Raw genomic sequence first — 22353 nt, 5'->3', positions numbered from 1 at the left:
GTAGCTCACTTTAGCATTAAATTAGCATAGCATATTAGCATTATGGCAAGAAATAAAGATAACAACACGGTAAAGAAATTCAACAAGATTTCTATTGGTTTGGCTTCGCCGGAGTCTATTTTGGCAGAATCTCGCGGAGAGGTATTAAAACCAGAAACCATCAACTACCGTACCCACAAACCCGAGCGCGACGGTTTGTTCTGCGAGCGTATTTTTGGACCTGTAAAGGACTACGAATGTGCCTGTGGAAAGTACAAGCGTATCCGTTACAAAGGAATCGTTTGTGACCGTTGTGGGGTAGAAGTTACCGAAAAGAAAGTGCGTCGTGATCGTGTAGGTCACATCAACTTGGTTGTACCTGTTGCGCATATTTGGTACTTCAGAAGTCTTCCGAACAAGATCGGATATCTTCTTGGATTGCCGTCCAAGAAGTTGGATATGATTATCTATTATGAGCGTTATGTGGTTATTCAACCAGGTATCGCCAAAAACGAAGAGGGAGAGCCGTTGCAAAAGATGGACTTCCTTACTGAAGAGGAGTATTTGAATGTATTGGATACCCTTCCTCAGGAGAATATGTACTTAGAAGATTCTGATCCTAACAAATTCATCGCGAAGATGGGAGCAGAATGTTTGATCGAATTGTTGAACCGCATTGATCTAGACAGCTTGTCTTTTGATCTGCGTCACAAGGCGAACAACGAAACTTCTAAGCAACGTAAAACAGAAGCCCTTAAGCGTTTGCAAGTGGTGGAAGCTTTGCGTGAGGCTAACAACAACCGCGAGAACAAGCCTGAGTGGATGATCATGAAGGTAATTCCGGTGATTCCACCAGAATTGCGTCCATTGGTACCACTAGATGGTGGACGTTTCGCAACTTCGGATTTGAACGACCTTTACCGTCGTGTGATTATCCGTAACAACCGTTTGAAGCGTTTGGTAGAGATCAAAGCTCCGGAAGTGATCTTACGTAATGAAAAGCGTATGCTGCAGGAATCTGTGGACTCGCTATTCGATAACACCCGTAAGTCATCCGCAGTAAAAACAGACTCTAACCGTCCACTGAAATCACTTTCTGACTCGCTTAAAGGTAAGCAAGGACGTTTCCGTCAAAACTTACTTGGTAAGCGTGTGGATTATTCAGCGCGTTCGGTAATTGTTGTTGGACCAGAATTGAAACTATACGAATGTGGTCTGCCTAAGAACATGGCCGCAGAACTATACAAGCCGTTTGTGATCCGTAAACTGATCGAGCGTGGTATCGTGAAAACGGTAAAATCGGCTAAAAAGATCATCGATAAGAAAGAGCCTGTAGTTTGGGATATCTTGGAGAACGTTCTTAAAGGACACCCAGTACTCCTGAACCGTGCTCCTACGCTTCACCGTTTGGGTATCCAAGCGTTCCAGCCTAAGCTTATCGAAGGGAAAGCGATTCAGCTACACCCGTTAGTGTGTACGGCATTTAACGCCGACTTTGATGGTGACCAAATGGCGGTTCACCTTCCACTAGGGCCAGAAGCAATTCTGGAAGCACAGCTGTTGATGCTTGCCTCTCACAACATTTTGAACCCAGCAAACGGTTCTCCAGTAGCGGTACCGTCTCAGGATATGGTATTGGGTCTGTACTACATGACCAAGCCACGTAAATCCACCAAAGAGCACCCAATTAAAGGGGAAGGTTTGACCTTCTACTCTGCGGAAGAGGTTGTAATCGCTTACAACGAAAAGAAAGTTGACTTGAACGCGATCATCAAGATCCGTACAAAAGACTTTAACGAAGCTGGAGAATTGGTATACCAAGTTATTGAGTCGACTGTAGGTCGTGTGATCTTTAACCAGGAAGTACCAGAGGCTGCAGGTTACATCAACGAAGTATTGACCAAGAAATCCCTACGTGATATCATTGGTGGTATTTTGAAAGTAACTGACGTGCCTACTACTGCTGATTTCTTAGACTCCATTAAAGACCTTGGATATAAGTTCGCCTTTGAAGGAGGATTGTCGTTTAGCCTTGGGGATATCATTATTCCACAGGAGAAGCACACCATGATTGACGACGCGAACCAACAAGTAGACGGTATTATTGCCAACTACAACATGGGTCTTATCACCAACAACGAGCGTTACAACCAGGTAATTGATATCTGGACTGCAACCAATGCGAACTTGACGGAGCTTTCTATGAAGCGTATCCGTGAAGATCAGCAAGGGTTTAACTCGGTGTATATGATGCTTGATTCTGGAGCGCGTGGTTCTAAGGAGCAGATCCGTCAGTTGACGGGTATGCGTGGTCTGATGGCCAAGCCGAAGAAATCCAACTCTGGAGGTGGTGAAATTATTGAAAACCCGATCCTTTCTAACTTTAAGGAAGGACTATCGATCTTAGAATACTTTATCTCTACGCACGGTGCGCGTAAAGGTCTTGCGGATACGGCCCTTAAAACGGCGGATGCGGGATACTTGACACGTCGTTTGGTAGATGTTTCTCAGGATGTGATCATCAACGAGCACGACTGTGGTACGCTACGCGGAGTAGAGGTAACCCCACTTAAGAAGAACGAAGAAGTAGTGGAGTCACTAGGCGAGCGTATCGTTGGACGTACTTCACTAAACGATGTTTACGATCCGCTTAGCAACGAACTATTAGTTGCTGCAGGAGAGCATATCGACGAGGTTGTTGCCAAGAGAATCGATGCGTCTCCAGTGGAAAGTGTAGAGGTTCGTTCTGCTTTGACTTGTGAGGCTAAGAAAGGAATCTGTGCTATGTGTTACGGTCGCAACTTAGCGACTGGTAAGATGGTTCAGATCGGTGAAGCTGTTGGTGTTGTGGCTGCTCAGTCAATTGGAGAGCCTGGTACACAGCTTACACTACGTACCTTCCACGTGGGTGGTATTGCCGGAAACATCTCCGAAGAGAACAAATTACAAGTGAAGTTTGACGGTAAGGCCGAGATCGAAGACTTGAAAACTGTTAAGGGAGAAGACGCAGAAGGAAACGAAGTTGATATCGTGATTTCTCGTACTTCTGAGATCAAAATGGTTGACAAGAAAACTGGAATTGTCCTAAGTACAAACAACATCCCTTACGGTTCATCCATCTTTGTAAAAGACGGACAGACCCTAAAGAAAGGTGATGTAGTATGTCAATGGGATCCATATAACGGTGTTATTATCTCTGAATTTGCTGGTAAGATCAAGTACGAGAATATCGAACAAGGTGTTACTTATCAAGTAGAGATTGATGAACAAACCGGATTCCAAGAGAAAGTGATCTCTGAATCGAGAAACAAGAAACTGATCCCAACGCTTCAGATTTGTGGAGCTAAAGGAGAAGTGATCCGTTCATACAACTTGCCAGTAGGGGCTCACCTTATGGTAGACGATGCTGAGAAGATCAAGGTTGGTAAGATCTTGGTTAAGATTCCACGTAAATCTGCAAAAGCGGGTGATATTACAGGGGGTCTACCACGAGTTACTGAGCTCTTTGAAGCGCGTAACCCATCGAACCCTGCAGTTGTAAGTGAGATTGACGGTGTTGTTTCCTTTGGAAAGATCAAGCGTGGTAACCGCGAGATCATTGTAGAATCTAAATTAGGTGACATTAAGAAATACTTGGTGAAGCTGTCTAATCAGATCCTGGTACAGGAGAACGATTACATCCGCGCCGGTATGCCACTTTCTGATGGTTCTATCACTCCAGAGGATATCTTGAAGATCAAAGGCCCATCTGCAGTGCAGCAATACTTAGTGAACGAAGTTCAAGAAGTATACCGTCTGCAAGGGGTGAAGATCAACGATAAGCACTTTGAGGTAGTAGTACGTCAAATGATGCGTAAGGTGAAGATCAACGATCCGGGAGACACTATCTTCTTAGAGAACCAATTGACGCACAAATACGACTTCATTGAAGAGAACGATAAGATCTTTGGAATGAAGGTAGTATCTAGCGCTGGTGATTCTGAAACTTTGAAAGAAGGTCAGATCGTATCGCCACGTCAGTTGCGTGATGAGAACTCTATCTTGAGACGTGCAGACAAAGCCTTGGTTGAAGCTCGTGATGCAGTACCTGCAACAGCGACTCCAATCCTACAAGGGATCACACGTGCATCGCTACAAACTAAGTCCTTCATCTCTGCGGCTTCCTTCCAGGAAACTACTAAGGTGTTGAACGAAGCAGCGGTAAGCGGTAAAGTAGATACCCTAGAAGGCTTGAAAGAGAATGTAATTGTAGGTCACCGTATTCCTGCCGGTACTGGTATGCGTAATTACGATCATATCATCGTCGGTTCTAAAGAGGAATTGGAACAAATGACTGAAGAAAAACAAGAGGTTAACTACAATTAATCCTTGTTCAATAAATAATTAGCAGAATCCCGTTTTATAGCGGGATTCTGTGTTTATAAACTCTATTATGAACGATAATAATAACGATCAGAAAAAAGGACAAATCAACATTGAGTTGGATGAATCTGTAGCCCAAGGAATCTATAGCAACTTGGCGATCATCAACCATTCCATCTCAGAATTTGTAATTGATTATGTTTCCATCATGCCCGGTACTCCTAAGAGTAAGGTTAAGGCGCGTATCATCTTAACGCCTCAGCATGCCAAGCGTTTTCATAAAGCTTTGGGTGAGAATATCAAGCGTTTTGAAGCGGCGAACGGCGCTATTAAGGATGTGGAGCAGCCTCCAATCCCCTTGAATTTTGGACCTACAGGAGAAGCTTAATTAGCAGACTCAAATTCGCTGACAAAATGCAGCGTCACATTCGGATATTTCTGCTGCGTCATTTGCAAGGTAAAGGAAGAATCGGCAAAGAAAACCAATTGTCCGCGTTTGTCTTTTGCCAAGTATTTTGACTTGACTCTCTTGAATTCTGCGAACTCTTCACTCTTTGGATCTTTTGGATCTACCCAACAGGCTTTGTGTACATTTAAGGTCTCGTAAGAACATTTAGCACCGTATTCGTGTTCCAATCGGTATTGTATCACCTCAAACTGAAGCGCTCCCACAGTTCCAATCACCTTTCTTCCATTGAGTTCCAAGATAAAAAGCTGAGCAACTCCTTCATCCATCAATTGGTCAATACCTTTTTCCAATTGCTTGGATTTCATAGGGTCTGCATTGTTGATGTATTTAAAGTGCTCTGGAGAGAAACTCGGAATACCTTTGTATTGCATATTTTCCCCTTCAGTCAGCGTATCACCGATCTTGAAATTCCCAGTATCGTGAAGACCAACGATATCTCCAGGATAGGAAAAATCTACAATCTGTTTCTTCTCTGCAAAGAAGGCATTCGGGCTTGAGAATTTGAACTTCTTTCCCTGTCTAACGTGTAGATATGGTTTGTTGCGTTCAAAGGTTCCCGAAACGATCTTTACAAACGCTAATCGGTCACGGTGTTTGGGATCCATATTGGCGTGGATCTTAAATACGAAGCCACTAAAGGCATCTTCCGAAGGTTTCACCAAACGCGTATCACTTTCTTTTGGGCGCGGAGTAGGAGCAATGCTCACAAAACAATCCAAGAGTTCGCGTACTCCAAAGTTGTTTAATGCAGATCCGAAGAATACAGGCTGCAATTGCCCATCCAAATAAGCCTCTTTGTCAAAGCTCGGATAGATTCCGGTTACCAGTTCAAGTTCTTCGCGCAGCACTCCTGCAGCATCTTCGGAGATCAAAGCGTCAAGAGCCGGATCATCAAGATCATTGATCTCTACAGTCTCTTCAATGTTCTTCCTAGAATCTCCGCTGAAGAGATTGACATTGTTCTCCCAAATATTGTAGATCCCTTTAAAGTCATATCCCATACCTATTGGGAAGCTCATTGGAGTCACTTTGAGCTGTAGCTTCTGTTCAATCTCATCCAATAACTCAAAGGCATCCTTACCTTCTCGATCCAGCTTGTTTATAAAAACAATCATCGGGATATTGCGCATGCGGCAAACAGAGACTAGCTTTTCTGTCTGTTCCTCAACCCCTTTTGCCACGTCAATAACGACTATCACGCTATCGACAGCAGTAAGCGTTCTAAACGTATCTTCTGCAAAATCCTTGTGACCGGGAGTATCCAGGATATTGATCTTGGTTCCTTTATATTCGAAAGCCAAAACAGAAGTCGCCACAGAGATACCACGTTGGCGCTCGATCTCCATAAAGTCAGAAGTAGCACCCTTTTTGATCTTGTTGGATTTAACTGCTCCAGCCTCCTGAATCGCACCTCCAAATAGAAGGAGTTTTTCAGTCAAGGTAGTTTTACCTGCATCCGGGTGAGAGATAATTCCAAAAGTGCGTCTTCTCGCGATTTCTTTGTTTAGACTCATAATTCAGAAAGTGTTCTTTATCGGGTGCAAATATACATTTTGTAGTGCGCAGAATTCAGCGTCCGTAGTGTAAATGTTCCTACACAAACTGAAAATTGACGTTTTCTGACATTTTAAAAGGGCTTGAGGCCTTATATAGGTATAAATACCTGTATACTAGGGTACTATTCTCCTACAAAAAAGTGGTAGTAAACTACGGTTTTAGTGTAATTCAACGATATTATTCGCCCATTGAGCTAAAAGATGTTAAAATTCGATTTTAGTAGTGTAATTCCTACTTAAATTTAACCATCAGCTAATTAAGTATAAACCATATAAGTGAATCGATTTCAATGAGATAAAACTTTGGCAAGGACACTCTTAGTTCAAACCGATTCCTATTAATAGCTAAATTATGACAACCTCACACCCCTCGCTAGCGTGCAGACTTCGTTTGCTCGTTACCCTAGCAGTCTTGCTCTTTTCGCAAGCAACTTTTGCACAGGACTGCAGCGCTGATCTTATAGCACAAAATCAAAAGAATGTCGGTACGGCAGATGAAGATGGAACAGCATTTACGCTGGAATTATCCAATCCAACTTTGCGCACCAAGAGCTACCGATTTACTGCAACTTTTTCAAGCACTCCTTGTTCCACTCCTAATAAAGCGAATTTAGGGGAGAATGTGGTTTTGGATGTCAGTTTCGCCGATACCTCTTTTTCAAGTCAGGTGATCACGGGAATGGAAGTGAGTCCAAGACAAATGAAAACCTTCAAGGTCGATGTGCAAGTACCAGCGGGTACTCCTTTTAATCGATGGAGTTGTATCGAAATTAATGCCATAGATATGGAATGCGGGACAGTTGCGGCGACGCAATTGCTTCGTGTATTCGTACCGGACCCTTCTGAGGAATAGTCCGTTTTTCTCCCTCCGGAATCGATCCGGATCAAATCTTTACTACCTACAAATAACGCTTTAATCGGTTTCGTTGGCCGTTAATGAAATAGAACACTTATGAAACAACCAATACCTCACACCAACCTCAAGAAATCTCTTGGAGCCGTCTTGTTCACGCTGCTCTTTTTCTTGTTATCTGCAAATAGCGTTGTGGGCCAAGAGATCACGATCAACAAAGTCGCGGTCGAAAACGGTACTATTTGTAATCAGTTCGATATTACTTTAGAAATCACAGGTGATCCACCAGCTAGACCGCAAGAAGTTGTGTTGATCATTGACCGTTCCGGTAGTATGGATGACGGTCCTGTTCCAGAGCCAATTGACTTTGCTCAGGAAGCAGCAATCGATTTTATCGAGAACTTCTTTGATCCTGCTAATAACCCAACTGGTTTGAACCGAGTAGCAATTGTTAGTTATGCCGGTTCTGCAACTTTAGATCAAGGTCTTACAGGCAGTAGTGGAGAAGCCTCTCTGATTTCAACAATTAACTCCATAACCATCGGTGGAGCGACCAATATCGCTCAGGCAATTCAAGTAGCAGATAATGAATTGATCAACAACGGTACCTTTGATTGTGCCACATCAAGAAGCATCATTCTTTTAACGGATGGGGTTCCAACCCGAAACGCCTCTGGAGGATCTTGTAGTAGTTCAGCGACATCCAGTAGCTGTATTAACGATGCGATCACCGCTGGGGTTAACGCGCAAACCACTACTGTTGGTGGAGAAGTATTTGAACAAAACGTATTTACAATTGGCCTTATTGGGGCCATTTCTGGTACTCAGGAGGCAACGGCTTTGTCTACTTTGGACGGGATTCAGAATTCTGGAGCCTTTTCTACAGAAGACAATGCGGATCTTTCTGGGATCTATGATGTAATTCTTGGACAATTGGTCGCTGCGGCGCGCCAGCTTCCAGGTGAAGCTTTAGTGTCTGATGTGATCGACTCGAATTTTGCCTTTGTTCCTGGTTCTTTTGTGGCCAGTAAAGGTTCGGCGACCAATGCCGGTCAATTGGTGTCCTGGTTTGTGGATGAGGTGGTTGCAGAGACCATAACCCTGCAATATTCCATAGTTTCAGCGACCTCCGATGTCTGCGGAATTAATACCTCTGGAGTCGGAGTTATCAATTATGAAGACTCTAATTGTGAGGTAGCCTCTCAGGTCTTTAACAATCCAAATATTTGTGTGCCTTGTCCTGAGATTACGGCAAGCATTGAGCGCGATGGGTGTACCAATGATATTATTTATACGGGAACTTTTGATGAGGGCGATTGTGCTTCATTGAGTGATAGTTTCCAATGGGAGTTCTTCCTTAATGATGTGTCCGTGGGAACGGCTACTTCTTTAAGTGGAACTTTTACTTATTCTGGAGCAGCTCCTTTTGAAGGAGACTTCAGAGGAGAGTTGACTTACACAGGTACTTATGGAAGCGGATGTATTTTAGATCCACTTGAAGCGGATTCTACCATTAACATTCCTTCACCGCCGCAAGTAGCGTCTGTAGTAACAGATGTATTGTGTTTTGGTGATTCTACCGGTGCTATTGACATTACCGTGACCGAGGGAACTCCACCTTATACCTATTCGTGGAGTAACGGTGCAACTACTGAAGATATCAGCGGCCTTGCTGCTGGTTCCTATACCGTAACTGTTACTGATGCTGATGGTTGTAATAATGTAACTACTTCTGCGATTGTTGTTTCTGAGCCAAACGAGCCTTTGGAAATTACAGCGGATATTACAGATGTGGCCTGTTTCGGAGAAAATACAGGTGCCATAGACGTTTCCGTTACTGGTGGGACTGCTCCTTATACCTATTCTTGGGATTCTGGAGAGACCACACAAGACCTTAGCGGCTTGGCTGCAGGAGTTTATGAGCTTACAGTAACGGACGCTAATGGTTGTTCTGATGGTGTTGCGAGCTTTACTGTTGGGCAACCTATTGCTGCACTTTCTGAGTCTGCAGCTATTACTGACGCTGCTTGTTTCGGAGAAGCTACAGGAGCTATTGATCTAACCGTAGCTGGAGGCACTGCACCTTATACTTACTCTTGGAGTAATGGTGCAATAACAGAAGATATCAGTGGCTTAGCCACAGGCGACTATACCGTAGACATTGAAGATGCCAACGGTTGTATGTTGAGCCAAACTTATACCGTAGGGCAACCTGCTGCAGCACTTTCTGAATCAGCAAGCATTACTGATGCTGCTTGTTTTGGAGAAGCAACTGGAGCTATTGACCTAACGGTAGCTGGAGGAACAGCTCCTTATACTTACTCATGGAGTAATGGTGCATCTACAGAAGACATCAGTGGTTTGGCTGCCGGTGATTATACGGTAGACATTGAAGATGCCAACGGTTGTATGTTGAGTCAGACTTACACAGTAGGTCAACCAACTTCAGCACTTTCTGAGTCTGCAACTATTACAGATGCTGCTTGTTTTGGAGAAGCAACTGGAGCTATAGATTTAACAGTAGCTGGAGGAACAGCTCCTTATACTTATTCATGGAGTAATGGCGCTTCTACAGAGGACATTAGCGGCCTAGCAGCAGGTGATTACACAGTAGACATTGAAGATGCCAACGGTTGTATGTTGAGCCAAACTTATACAGTCGGACAGCCTGCTGCAGCACTTTCTGAGTCTGCAACTATTACAGATGCTGCTTGTTTTGGAGAGACAACTGGAGCAATCGATCTAACAGTAGCTGGAGGAACCGCACCTTATACCTACTCATGGAGTAATGGTGCATCTACAGAAGACATCAGCGGCTTAGCAGCAGGTGATTACACAGTAGACATTGAAGATGCCAACGGTTGTATGTTGAGCCAAACTTATACAGTCGGACAGCCTGCTGCAGCACTTTCTGAGTCTGCAACTATTACAGATGCTGCTTGTTTTGGAGAGACAACTGGAGCAATCGATCTAACAGTAGCTGGAGGAACCGCACCTTATACCTACTCATGGAGTAATGGTGCATCTACAGAAGACATCAGCGGCTTAGCAGCAGGTGATTACACAGTAGACATTGAAGATGCCAACGGTTGTATGTTGAGTCAGACTTACACAGTAGGTCAACCAACTTCAGCACTTTCTGAGTCTGCAACTATTACAGATGCTGCTTGTTTTGGAGAAGCAACTGGAGCTATAGATTTAACAGTAGCTGGAGGAACAGCTCCTTATACTTATTCATGGAGTAATGGCGCTTCTACAGAGGACATTAGCGGCCTAGCAGCAGGTGATTACACAGTAGACATTGAAGATGCCAACGGTTGTATGTTGAGCCAAACTTATACAGTCGGACAGCCTGCTGCAGCACTTTCTGAGTCTGCAACTATTACAGATGCTGCTTGTTTTGGAGAGACAACTGGAGCAATCGATCTAACAGTAGCTGGAGGAACCGCACCTTATACCTACTCATGGAGTAATGGTGCATCTACAGAAGACATCAGTGGATTAGCTGCCGGTGATTACACTGTAGATATTGAAGATGCCAACGGCTGTATGTTGAGTCAGACTTACACTGTAGGGCAACCAACTGCAGGACTTTCTGAATCAGCAGCTATTACAGATGCTGCTTGTTTTGGAGAAGCCACAGGAGCCATTGACCTAACGGTAGCGGGTGGAACAGCTCCTTATACCTATTCATGGAGTAATGGTGCTTCTACTGAGGACATCAGCGGATTGACTGCTGGTGATTACACGGTAGATATTGAAGATGCTAACGGCTGTATGCTGAGCCAAACCTATACGGTAGGACAACCAACTGCAGGACTTAGCGCAGGAATTGATTCTCAAGTAAATATTGTTTGTGGATCTACTTTAGGATCTGTTGTAGTAAGCGCCTCAGGCGGTACTGCACCATACCAGTACAGTCTTAATGGAGGTGCTTTTGTGAGTTCTGGATCTTTTGTTGATCTAGCTCCAGGTAACTATACGGTAGACGTTGAGGATGCTAACGGTTGTACTACTTCAGTCCCTGTATTTATCATTAACAGTTGTATCGCTATCGTGAAGACTGGCATCGTAGTAGATACCGATGCCGACAATTGTGCCGATGACGGCGAATCCATCAACTATACCTTTATCGTAACTAATGAAGGAAATACGCCAATTACTGGAGTAAGTGTTACGGATCCATTGGTTGCTGGAATTTCATTCTCCAGTGGTGATACCAACGGAAATAACGAATTAGATATTGCAGAAAGCTGGGTATATACCGGAAGCTATGTAATTGATCAAGATGATATTGATCTTGGAACAGTGACCAACCAAGCGACTGCAAACGGAACAACTTCAGACACCGCAGTAAGCGATGATTCTGATGACAGCAGCGTTCTTGAAGATGATCCAACGGTAACTACGCTTTGTCAAGGAGCTGCCATTGCTATTGTAAAGACAGGTGTCTTTGTAGATGGTGATGCAGATAACTGTGCGGATGAGGGAGAATCCATCAACTATACCTTTACTGTTACCAACCAAGGAAATGTTAGCCTTACGGATGTAAGTGTAACGGATCCTTTAATTGCGCCAATTGCTTTTGTTTCTGGTGATACGGATGCTGATGGCGAATTGGATGTAACGGAGACTTGGATTTATTCCGCCTCATACACCATTACTCAAGGTGATATTGATGCCGGTCAGGTAAGCAATCAAGCTGAGGCTGAAGGAACATCACCAACAGGAATTGTGCGTGACTTTTCAGATGACGATTCTGTTTTAGAAAATGAACCAACAGTGACTCCGCTGTGTCAAAACCCAGCAATTGCAATTGTAAAATCTGGCGTATTTGTAGACGGTGATGCAGACAGTTGTGCTGATGAGGGAGAATCCATCAACTATACCTTTACTGTTACTAATCAAGGAAATGTTAGCCTTACGGATGTAAGTGTAACGGATCCTTTAATTGCGCCAATTGCGTTTGTTTCTGGTGATACGGATGCTGATGGCGAATTGGATGTAACGGAGACTTGGATTTATTCCGCCTCATACACCATTACTCAAGGTGATATTGATGCCGGTCAGGTAAGCAATCAAGCTGAGGCTGAAGGAACATCACCAACAGGAATTGTGCGTGACTTTTCAGATGACGATTCTGTTTTAGAAAATGAACCAACAGTGACTCCGCTGTGTCAAAACCCAGCAATAGCCATTGTAAAATCTGGCGTATTTGTAGACGGTGATGCAGACAATTGTGCTGATGACGGTGAGTCTATCAACTATACCTTTACAGTAACTAATCAAGGAAACGTTAGCCTATCGAGCGTAACGGTGACTGATCCTCTAGTGGGAACCATCACTTTCGCTTCTGGAGATACGGATTCTGATGGAGAACTCGATGTAACCGAAACTTGGACATACACCGGTTCATACACCATCACTCAAGATGATATTGACAATGGGTCAGTGAGCAACCAGGCGCTTGCGCAAGGAACGGCTCCAGACAGCTCTGTAGTAGAAGATGATTCTGATGACTCTTCTGTATTGGAAGACGACCCAACAGTAACTGATCTTTGCCAAAACCCAGCAATAGCCATTGTAAAATCTGGCGTATTTGTAGACGGTGATGCAGACAGTTGTGCTGATGATGGTGAGTCGATTAACTATACCTTCACGGTAACTAACCAAGGTAACGTTAGCCTTTCCAGCGTAACGGTGACTGATCCTCTAGTGGGAACCATCACTTTCGCTTCTGGAGATACGGATTCTGATGGAGAACTCGATGTAACCGAAACTTGGACGTATACAGGTTCTTATACCATCACTCAAGATGATGTAGATAACGGTTCTGTGAGCAACCAAGCACTGGCGCAAGGAACTGCTCCAGACAGCTCAGTTGTAGAAGATGATTCTGACGACAACAGTGTACTTGAGAATGATCCAACGGTGACTACGCTTTGTAACAATGCAGCAATTGCAATTGTTAAGACCGGTGTATTTGTGGACGGTGATGCAGACAGTTGTGCTGATGACGGCGAGTCCATCAACTATACCTTTACAGTAACTAACCAAGGTAACGTGAGTCTTTCTAGCGTAACGGTGACTGATCCACTTGTTGGAACCATCACTTTCGCTTCTGGAGATACGGATGCCGACGGAGAATTAGACGTAACTGAGACTTGGACATACACAGGTTCATACACCATCACTCAAGACGATATTGACAATGGTTCTGTGAGCAACCAAGCGCTTGCGCAAGGAACGGCTCCAGACAGCTCTGTAGTTGAAGACGATTCTGATGACTCCTCTGTATTGGAAGACGATCCAACAGTAACTGATCTTTGCCAAAACCCAGCAATTGCTATTGTTAAGTCTGGCGTATTTGTAGATGGAAACGGAGATAACTGTGCTGATGACGGCGAGTCGATCAGCTATACCTTCACAGTAACTAACCAAGGAAACGTGAGTCTTTCTAGCGTAACGGTGACAGATCCACTTGTGGGAACCATCACTTTTGCTTCTGGAGATACGGATGCTGACGGAGAATTAGACGTAACTGAGACTTGGACATACACAGGTTCATACACCATCACTCAAGATGACATTGACAACGGCTCTGTAAGCAACCAAGCGCTAGCACAAGGAACGGCTCCAGACAGCTCAGTTGTAGAAGACGATTCTGATGATTCTTCTATCTTGGAAGACGATCCTACGGTAACTACACTTTGTAACAATGCAGCCATTGCAATTGTTAAGACCGGTGTATTTGTTGATGGTGATGCAGACAGTTGCGCTGACGATGGCGAGTCTATCAACTATACCTTCACAGTAACTAATCAAGGAAACGTTAGCCTATCGAGCGTAACAGTGACAGATCCACTTGTGGGAACTATCACTTTTGCTTCTGGTGATACAGATGCTGACGGTGAGTTGGATGTAACTGAAACTTGGACATACACAGGTTCATATACCATTACTCAAGACGATATTGACAATGGTTCTGTGAGCAACCAAGCGCTTGCGCAAGGAACGGCTCCAGACAGCTCTGTTGTAGAAGATGATTCTGACGACTCTTCTGTTTTGGAAGACGATCCAACCGTAACTGATCTTTGCCAAAACCCAGCGATCGCTATTGTGAAAACTGGAGTTTTTGTAGATGGAGACGGAGACAATTGTTCCGATGACGGCGAGTCTATTGATTACACCTTTGTGGTGACCAATGAAGGAAACGTAAGCTTATCTTCTGTAAGTGTTACCGATCCGCTGATTGCCTCAATTACATTTGTAAGCGGTGATACCGATGCTGATGGCGAACTCGATGTAGATGAGACTTGGACCTATACGGGGTCTTATACTATTGATCAAGACGATATCGATGCAGGACAGGTTGCTAACCAGGCCACGGCTTCTGCTTTAGATACTAATGATAATCCGGTGAGTGATCTTTCTGATGACAGCAGTGTGCTGGAGGATGATCCAACCGTAACTCCGCTTTGTAATGGTGCTGCCATTGCAATTGTAAAATCCGGAGTATTTAATGATGAAAACGCAGACAGCTGCGCAGATCCAACAGAGACCATTACCTATACCTTCACGGTAACCAATGCAGGTAATGTGAGTCTGTCCGATATTACAGTAACTGATCCGCTAGTATCGCCTATTACCTTTGTAAGTGGTGATACTGATGCCGATGGAGAACTTGATGTAGACGAGACTTGGATCTACACAGGATCTTACGTTATTACTCAAGACGATATTGACGCAGGTCAAGTGACTAACCAAGCAACAGCGGCTGGTCAGGATCCTAGTGACAATATAGTAGATGACCTTTCTGATGAAAGTTCTGTGGCGGGTGATGATCCAACAGTGACTCCACTTTGCCAAGATCCGATCATTGCGATTGTAAAATCCGGAGTATTTAATGATGAAAACGCAGACAGCTGCGCAGATCCAACAGAGACCATTACCTATACCTTCACGGTAACGAATGAAGGTAATGTGAGCTTGTCTGATATTACTGTAACTGATCCGCTAGTATCGCCTATTACTTTTGTCAGTGGTGATACTGATGCCGATGGAGAACTTGACGTTGATGAGACTTGGATCTATACGGGATCTTACGCAATCACTCAAGACGATATTGACGCGGGGCAAGTAGTGAATCAAGCTACTGCTGCTGGATTGGATACCAATGATAACCCAGTGAGTGATGAGTCTGATGATACTTCAGTATTGGAGAATGATCCGACCACAACACCATTGTGCCAGCAGCCTGTAATTGCTATTGTAAAAACAGGAGTCTTTGTGGACGGAAACGGTGATAACTGTGCTGATGATGGTGAGTCTATCAACTATACCTTCGTAGTGACTAATGAAGGTAACGTGAGCCTTACGAGTATTTCTGTGACTGATCCACTAGTGGGAACCATCACTTTTGCTTCTGGCGATACGGATGCGGACGGTGAATTGGATGTTGATGAAACTTGGACCTATACGGGTTCTTATACCATCACTCAAGATGATATCGATGCTGGAATGGTAACTAACCAAGCTTTAGCGCAAGGAACGGCTCCAGACGCATCAGTAGTAGAAGATGAGTCTGATGACAATTCTGTTCTTGAGGACGATCCTACCGTGACGGATCTTTGTCAAGCTCCAGCAATTGCGATCGTGAAAACGGGCGTATTTGTAGATGGTAACGGAAATAACTGTGCTGATGACGGTGAGTCTATTGACTACACTTTTGTGGTGACCAATGAAGGCAATGTGAGCCTAGCTAGTATCTCCGTAACGGATCCGCTAATTACTACGATTACTTTTGTCGATGGTGATACGGATGCTGATGGTGAGCTTGACGTGACCGAGACTTGGACTTATACTGGTTCCTATACCATTGATCAAGATGATATTGACGCTGGTGGGGTAACTAACCAAGCGCTTGCGCAAGGAACTGCTCCAGACGCCTCTGTAGTAGAAGACGAGTCTGATGATAGCTCTGTACTGGAAGATGATCCAACAGTAACTCCATTGTGTAATGGAGCCGCTATTGCTATAGTGAAGACAGGGATCTTTGTGGATGGTAACGGTGATAACTGTGCCGATGACGGGGAGTCTATCAACTATACATTCGTAGTGACCAATGAAGGTAACGTAAGCCTTGCTAGTATTTCCGTGACAGATCCACTTGTGGGAACCATCACTTTTGTAGATGGTGATACGGATGCTGATGGAGAATTGGATGTGACTGAGACTTGGACCTACACCGGTTCTTATACCATCACTCAAGATGACATCGATGCTGGAATGGTGACTAATCAAGCCTTGGCTCAAGGAACTGCACCAGACGCTTCCGTTGTGGAAGATCAGTCTGATGACAACTCGGTATTAGAGAATGATCCTACGGTGACTGACCTTTGTCAAGAGCCAGCGATTGCAATAGTAAAAACTGGAGTCTTTGTAGACGGTAACGGTGACAACTGTGCCGATGACGGAGAATCTATCAATTATACCTTTACTGTAACCAACCAAGGTAACGTAAGCCTTGCTAGTATTTCCGTAACAGATCCACTTGTGGGAACCATCACTTTTGTAGATGGAGATACCGACGCTGATGGTGAATTGGATGTTACAGAAACTTGGACGTACACTGGTTCTTATACCATTACTCAAGATGATATTGATGCCGGTCAGGTGACTAACCAAGCGATTGCTCAGGGTACCGCACCAGACGCTTCAGTTGTAGAAGATCTTTCAGACAACGCCAGCGAATTTGACAACGATCCTACGGTTGTAGAGTTGTGTCAGAATCCAATCATTGCCATTGTGAAGACAGGAGTCTTTGTAGACGGTAATGGCGACAACTGTGCGGATGAAGGTGAAACGATTAACTACACTTTTGTAGTAACCAATGAGGGTAACGAATCCTTGTCTGCAATTCTAGTGACAGATCCACTCGTATCGCCAATTACCTTTGTGGGCGGAGATACTGATGCGGACGGTGAACTGGATGTTGATGAGACTTGGATATACACAGGAACTTATACAATCACTCAAGATGATATTGACGCTGGACAGGTGACCAATCAGGCTTCTGCTGCGGGTGATTCATCTAGTAGAACAGTCTTTGATGATTCCGATGATACTTCGGTATTGGAAGACGATCCGACGGTTACTGACCTTTGTCAGAACCCTGCAATCGCTATTGTGAAAACAGGTGTGTTTGTAGATGGAGATGGAGATAACTGTGCCGATGATGGCGAGTCTATTGACTATACATTTGTAGTAACTAATGAAGGTAATGTGAGTCTGGCAAGCATCTCGGTAACAGATCCACTTCTTGCAACCATCACTTTCGTAGATGGTGATACGGATGCTGACGGGGAGTTGGATGTTGATGAGACCTGGACATACACTGGTTCCTACACTATTGATCAAGATGATATTGATGCAGGTGGGGTAACCAACCAAGCGCTTGCGCAAGGAACGGCTCCAGACGCTTCTGTAGTGGAAGATGAGTCTGATGATAGCTCTGTATTAGAAGACGATCCAACAGTAACTCCATTGTGTAATGGTGCTGCTATCGCAATCGTAAAAACTGGAATCTTTGTAGACGGTAACGGTGACAACTGTGCTGATGACGGAGAAGCTATCAACTACACCTTTGTTGTTACCAATGAAGGTAACGTAAGTCTTTCTGGAATCACGGTAACTGATCCATTGGTAGGAACCATAACTTTTGTTGATGGCGATACAGATGCTGACGGAGAACTTGATGTAGATGAGGTTTGGACTTACACAGGTTCTTATACAATAACTCAAGATGATATCGACACTGGAATGGTGACCAACCAAGCTACGGCAGAAGGTACAGCACCAGACGGTACTGTAGTTAGTGATCTTTCAGACAATGATACTGTTGTTGAAGATGACCCAACCATCACAGAGTTGTGTCAAGAGCCAGCAATTGCAATCGTAAAATCTGGAATCTTTGTAGACGGTAACGGCGACAACTGTGCTGATGACGGAGAGTCTATCAACTATACATTCGTGGTAACCAATGAAGGTAACGTAAGCCTTGCGAGTATCACAGTAACTGATCCATTAGTAGGAACCATCACATTTGTAGATGGAGATACCGACGCTGACGGAGAACTGGATGTAGATGAAGCTTGGACGTACACAGGCTCGTATGTGATCACTCAAGATGATATCGACGCTGGAATGGTGACTAACCAAGCGCTTGCGCAAGGAACGGCTCCAGACAGCTCAGTAGTGGAAGATGAGTCAGACGACAACTCTGTGCTTGAGGATGATCCAACAGTAACTGATCTGTGTCAAGAGCCAGCGATCGCAATCGTGAAAACTGGAATCTTCGTAGACGGTAACGGTGATAACTGTGCCGATGATGGAGAAACCATAGAATATACATTTACCGTAACCAATGAAGGTAACGTCAGTCTATCTGATATCACAGTAACTGATCCATTAGTAGGAACCATCACTTTCGTAGATGGTGATACGGACGCTGACGGAGAGTTAGACGTGACTCAGACCTGGACGTATACTGGCACTTATATTATTACTCAAGATGATATCGACGCTGGAATGGTGACTAACCAAGCGCTTGCGCAAGGAACGGCTCCTGACAGCTCAATAGTAGAGGATGAGTCTGATGATGCTTCGGTATTGGAGAATGATCCTACTGTAACGGAGTTGTGTCAAGAACCAGCGATTGCTATTGTGAAGACAGGAATCTTTATAGACGGTAACGGTGATAACTGTGCTGATGCTGGAGAGACCATTGAATATACATTCGTAGTAACTAATGAAGGAAACGTAAGTCTATCTGGAATCACAGTAACTGATCCGTTAGTCGGAACCATCACTTTTGTGGATGGAGATACTGACGCTGATGGGGAGCTTGATGTTGATGAGACTTGGACCTATACGGGAACATACACAATTACTCCGGCAGACATTGATGCTGGAGAAGTTGTAAACCAAGCAACGGCAGAAGGTACAGCTCCAGATGGATCTGTAGTGACTGATGAATCAGGTACAGCCGTAGATGCTGATGATCCTACCGTAACCGAGCTTTGTCAGAACCCTGCAATTGCTATTGTGAAGACTGGAATTTTCGTAGATGGTGATGGAGATGACTGCGCCGATGACGGAGAAACCATTGAGTATACATTCGTAGTAACCAATGAAGGAAACGTAAGCCTCTCTGGTATCACAGTAACTGACCCGCTAGTAGGAACCATTACTTTCGTGGATGGTGATACTGACGCTGACGGTGAGCTTGATGTAGATGAGACTTGGACGTATACAGGTTCTTATACGATCACTCAAGATGATATCGATGCTGGCGAGGTTGAAAACCAAGGTACGGCAGAAGGTACAGCACCAGACGGTACTGTAGTTAGTGATCTTTCAGACAACGATACAGTTGTTGAAGATGACCCAACCATCACTGAGCTGTGTCAAGAACCAGCAATTGCGATCGTAAAATCTGGAATCTTTGTAGATGGAAACGGTGATAACTGTGCCAATTCAGGAGAGACCATTGAATACACCTTTGTGGTGACCAATGAAGGTAATGTGAGTCTATCTGGCATCACAGTTACTGATATCCTAGTGGCTCCGATTACTTTCGTAGATGGAGACACCGATGGTGACGGCGAATTAGACGTGGACGAGACTTGGACATACACAGGTACTTATACCATTACTCCAGATGATATTGACGCTGGAGAAGTTGTAAACCAAGCAACTGCAGAAGGTTCTGCGCCAGATGGTACGGTAGTAACTGATGAATCAGGTACTGCAGTTGATACAGACGATTCAACAATTACAGAGCTGTGTCAGAACCCACTCATTGCAATTGTGAAAGCTGGGCTGTTTGTAGACGGTGACGGTGATGACTGTGCAGATGATGGAGAGACCATAGAATACAGTTTTGTAGTGACCAATGAAGGAAACGTGAGCCTTTCAGGTATCATTGTAACTGATCCGCTAGTGGGAACCATCACGTTTGTAGATGGTGACACCGACGGTGACGGAGAACTGGACGTAGATGAAACTTGGACCTATACTGGAACTTATGTGATCACTCAAGATGACATCGATGCCGGAGAGGTTGAAAACCAAGCTACCGCTGAAGGAACAGCTCCTGATGGAACGGTAGTAGACGATCTGTCTGATAATGACTCTGTCTTGGAAGACGATCCAACAATCACCGAGCTGTGTCAAGATCCAGCAATTGCTATTGTGAAGACTGGTGTCTTTGTGGATGGCAACGGAGATGACTGTGCCGATGAGGGAGAGATCATTGAATACACTTTTGTAGTGACCAATGAAGGAAACGTAAGTCTTTCAGGAATCACTGTGACTGATCCACTAGTTGGAACCATCACTTTTGTGGATGGAGACACTGATGGAGACGGAGAATTGGATGTTGATGAGACCTGGACATACACAGGAACTTATGTGATCACTCAAGACGATATCGATGCTGGTGAGGTTGAAAACCAAGCTACAGCAGAAGGTACGGCTCCAGATGGCACTCTAGTTTCTGATCTGTCTGATGACGACTCCGTATTGGAAGATGATCCAACGATCACGGAGCTTTGTCAGAACCCAGCAATCGCCATTGTGAAGACTGGAGTCTTTGTAGACGGTGATGGAGATGGTTGTGCCAATGAAGGCGAGATCATTGAATACACCTTTGTGGTGACTAATGAAGGAAACGTAAGCCTTTCTGGAATTACAGTTACTGATCCACTGATTGGAACCATCACTTTTGTAGATGGAGATACCGATGGAGATGGTGAACTGGATGTAGACGAGGCTTGGACATATACAGGAACTTATGCGATCACTCTTGCAGATATTGATGCCGGTGAGGTTGAAAACCAAGCTACGGCAGAAGGTACTGCACCAGATGGAACCCTTGTTAGCGATGAATCTGGAGCAACAGTGAGTGATGATGATCCAACAATTACAGACCTATGTCAAGGTCCTGCAATTGCGTTGATCAAAATAGGAACCTTGAACGATGAGAACGGAGACGGTTGTACTGATGTTGGTGAGACGATCACGTATCAGTTCATCGTAACCAATACTGGAAACGTAACCTTGACAGATATCAATATTGTTGACGTACTTGTCGCTGTAGACGGTGGACCAATCACATTGGCTCCTGGAGAAGTGGATGATCTAACCTTCACTGCAACCTATACAGTGACTCTAGATGACGTGAACAACGGCTTTGTGATCAACCAAGCTGAGGTGTTCGGTACGGCTCCAGATGGAACTGAAGTAAGTGACTTGTCGGATGACAACTCTAATGTTGAGGACGATGTGACTGAAGTAGATCTGTGTCAGAACGGTTCTATTGAGGTTGAGAAGATCGGAGTGTTTAACGATGACAACGGGGATGGTGAGCCACAAGTTGGTGAAACCATTACCTACACCTTCATCGTAACAAACACCGGTAACGTAACTGTCTTTGATATTGTGATTGAAGATCCACTTGTAGCGGTTACTGGAGGCCCAATTACGCTAGAGCCAGGAGAGGTTGATGATTCTACCTTTACTGCGACTTACGCCTTGACTGAGGCCGATATTGAAGCCGGTCAGGTAGTAAATCAAGCAATTGGTATTGGAATGGATCAGAACGGAAATGAAGTTCGCGACCTTTCTGATGATCCGATGGACACCACAGATAATGATGCAGAAGGTGATGGAGAACCAGATGATCCTACCGTAGTAATTCTGCCAGAAGTACTCGGTGTTGACTTTGAGATTTTCAACGCGGTAAGTCCTGATGGAAATGGCTTGAACGACTTCTTTAGAGTTCAGGGTATCGAACAGTTCCCAGATAACAATATGCAGATATTTAACCGTTGGGGAGTATTGGTATACGAGACCGATGGATACGGTGGCGCTGATGGACAGACCAATGTATTCCGTGGTATTTCTGAAGGACGTGTAACGGTCCGTCAGAGTAAAGAGTTGCCAACAGGAACCTATTACTATGTCCTCAGACGTTTTGTTGACGGCGAGACATTGACAAACGCAGGTTATTTATACGTAAATAGAAAGTAAATTGAATAGACCCCTGCAGTAGCACTTGTCTGCACTGCAGG

The 22353-nt window shown here is 44.4% G+C and carries 5 protein-coding genes; 4 read left to right on the top strand and 1 reads right to left on the bottom strand.

The features are described from left to right. Positions 1-42 precede the first annotated feature (42 nt). Together rpoC and ACSLP7_RS11805 are read left to right on the top strand one after the other, a co-directional pair. On the top strand, positions 43-4344 hold the full coding sequence (gene rpoC / locus ACSLP7_RS11810) for a DNA-directed RNA polymerase subunit beta' (protein ID WP_291184328.1): 4302 nt from the start codon (positions 43-45) through the stop codon (positions 4342-4344). Positions 4345-4411: 67 nt separating this feature from the next. Then, positions 4412-4729, top strand: coding sequence for a DUF3467 domain-containing protein (locus ACSLP7_RS11805; protein ID WP_272832613.1), 318 nt, complete (start codon positions 4412-4414; stop codon positions 4727-4729). Here the strand turns inward: ACSLP7_RS11805 and ACSLP7_RS11800 are convergent. Then, on the bottom strand, positions 4726-6324 hold the full coding sequence (locus tag ACSLP7_RS11800) for a peptide chain release factor 3 (RefSeq protein WP_435579494.1): 1599 nt from the start codon (positions 6322-6324) through the stop codon (positions 4726-4728). The two genes, ACSLP7_RS11805 and ACSLP7_RS11800, sit on opposite strands and share 4 nt — an antisense overlap. Before the next feature lie 394 nt (positions 6325-6718). Here ACSLP7_RS11800 and ACSLP7_RS11795 point away from each other — a divergent pair, with 394 nt between their 5' ends. Together ACSLP7_RS11795 and ACSLP7_RS11790 are read left to right on the top strand one after the other, a co-directional pair. Beyond that, positions 6719-7219: a hypothetical protein gene (locus ACSLP7_RS11795; protein ID WP_435579493.1), complete on the top strand. Its 501-nt coding sequence runs from the start codon at positions 6719-6721 to the stop codon at positions 7217-7219. Positions 7220-7318: 99 nt separating this feature from the next. Next, complete coding sequence (locus ACSLP7_RS11790; RefSeq protein WP_435579492.1) at positions 7319-22312, top strand: DUF7507 domain-containing protein; 14994 nt, start codon at positions 7319-7321, stop codon at positions 22310-22312. Positions 22313-22353: the final 41 nt, after the last annotated feature.

The organism is Gilvibacter sp., from assembly GCF_965601605.1.
Lineage (GTDB): Bacteria > Bacteroidota > Bacteroidia > Flavobacteriales > Flavobacteriaceae > Gilvibacter.
The sequence above is the reverse complement of the archived record's forward strand: the minus strand, read 5'-3'. Positions and strand labels throughout refer to the sequence as shown.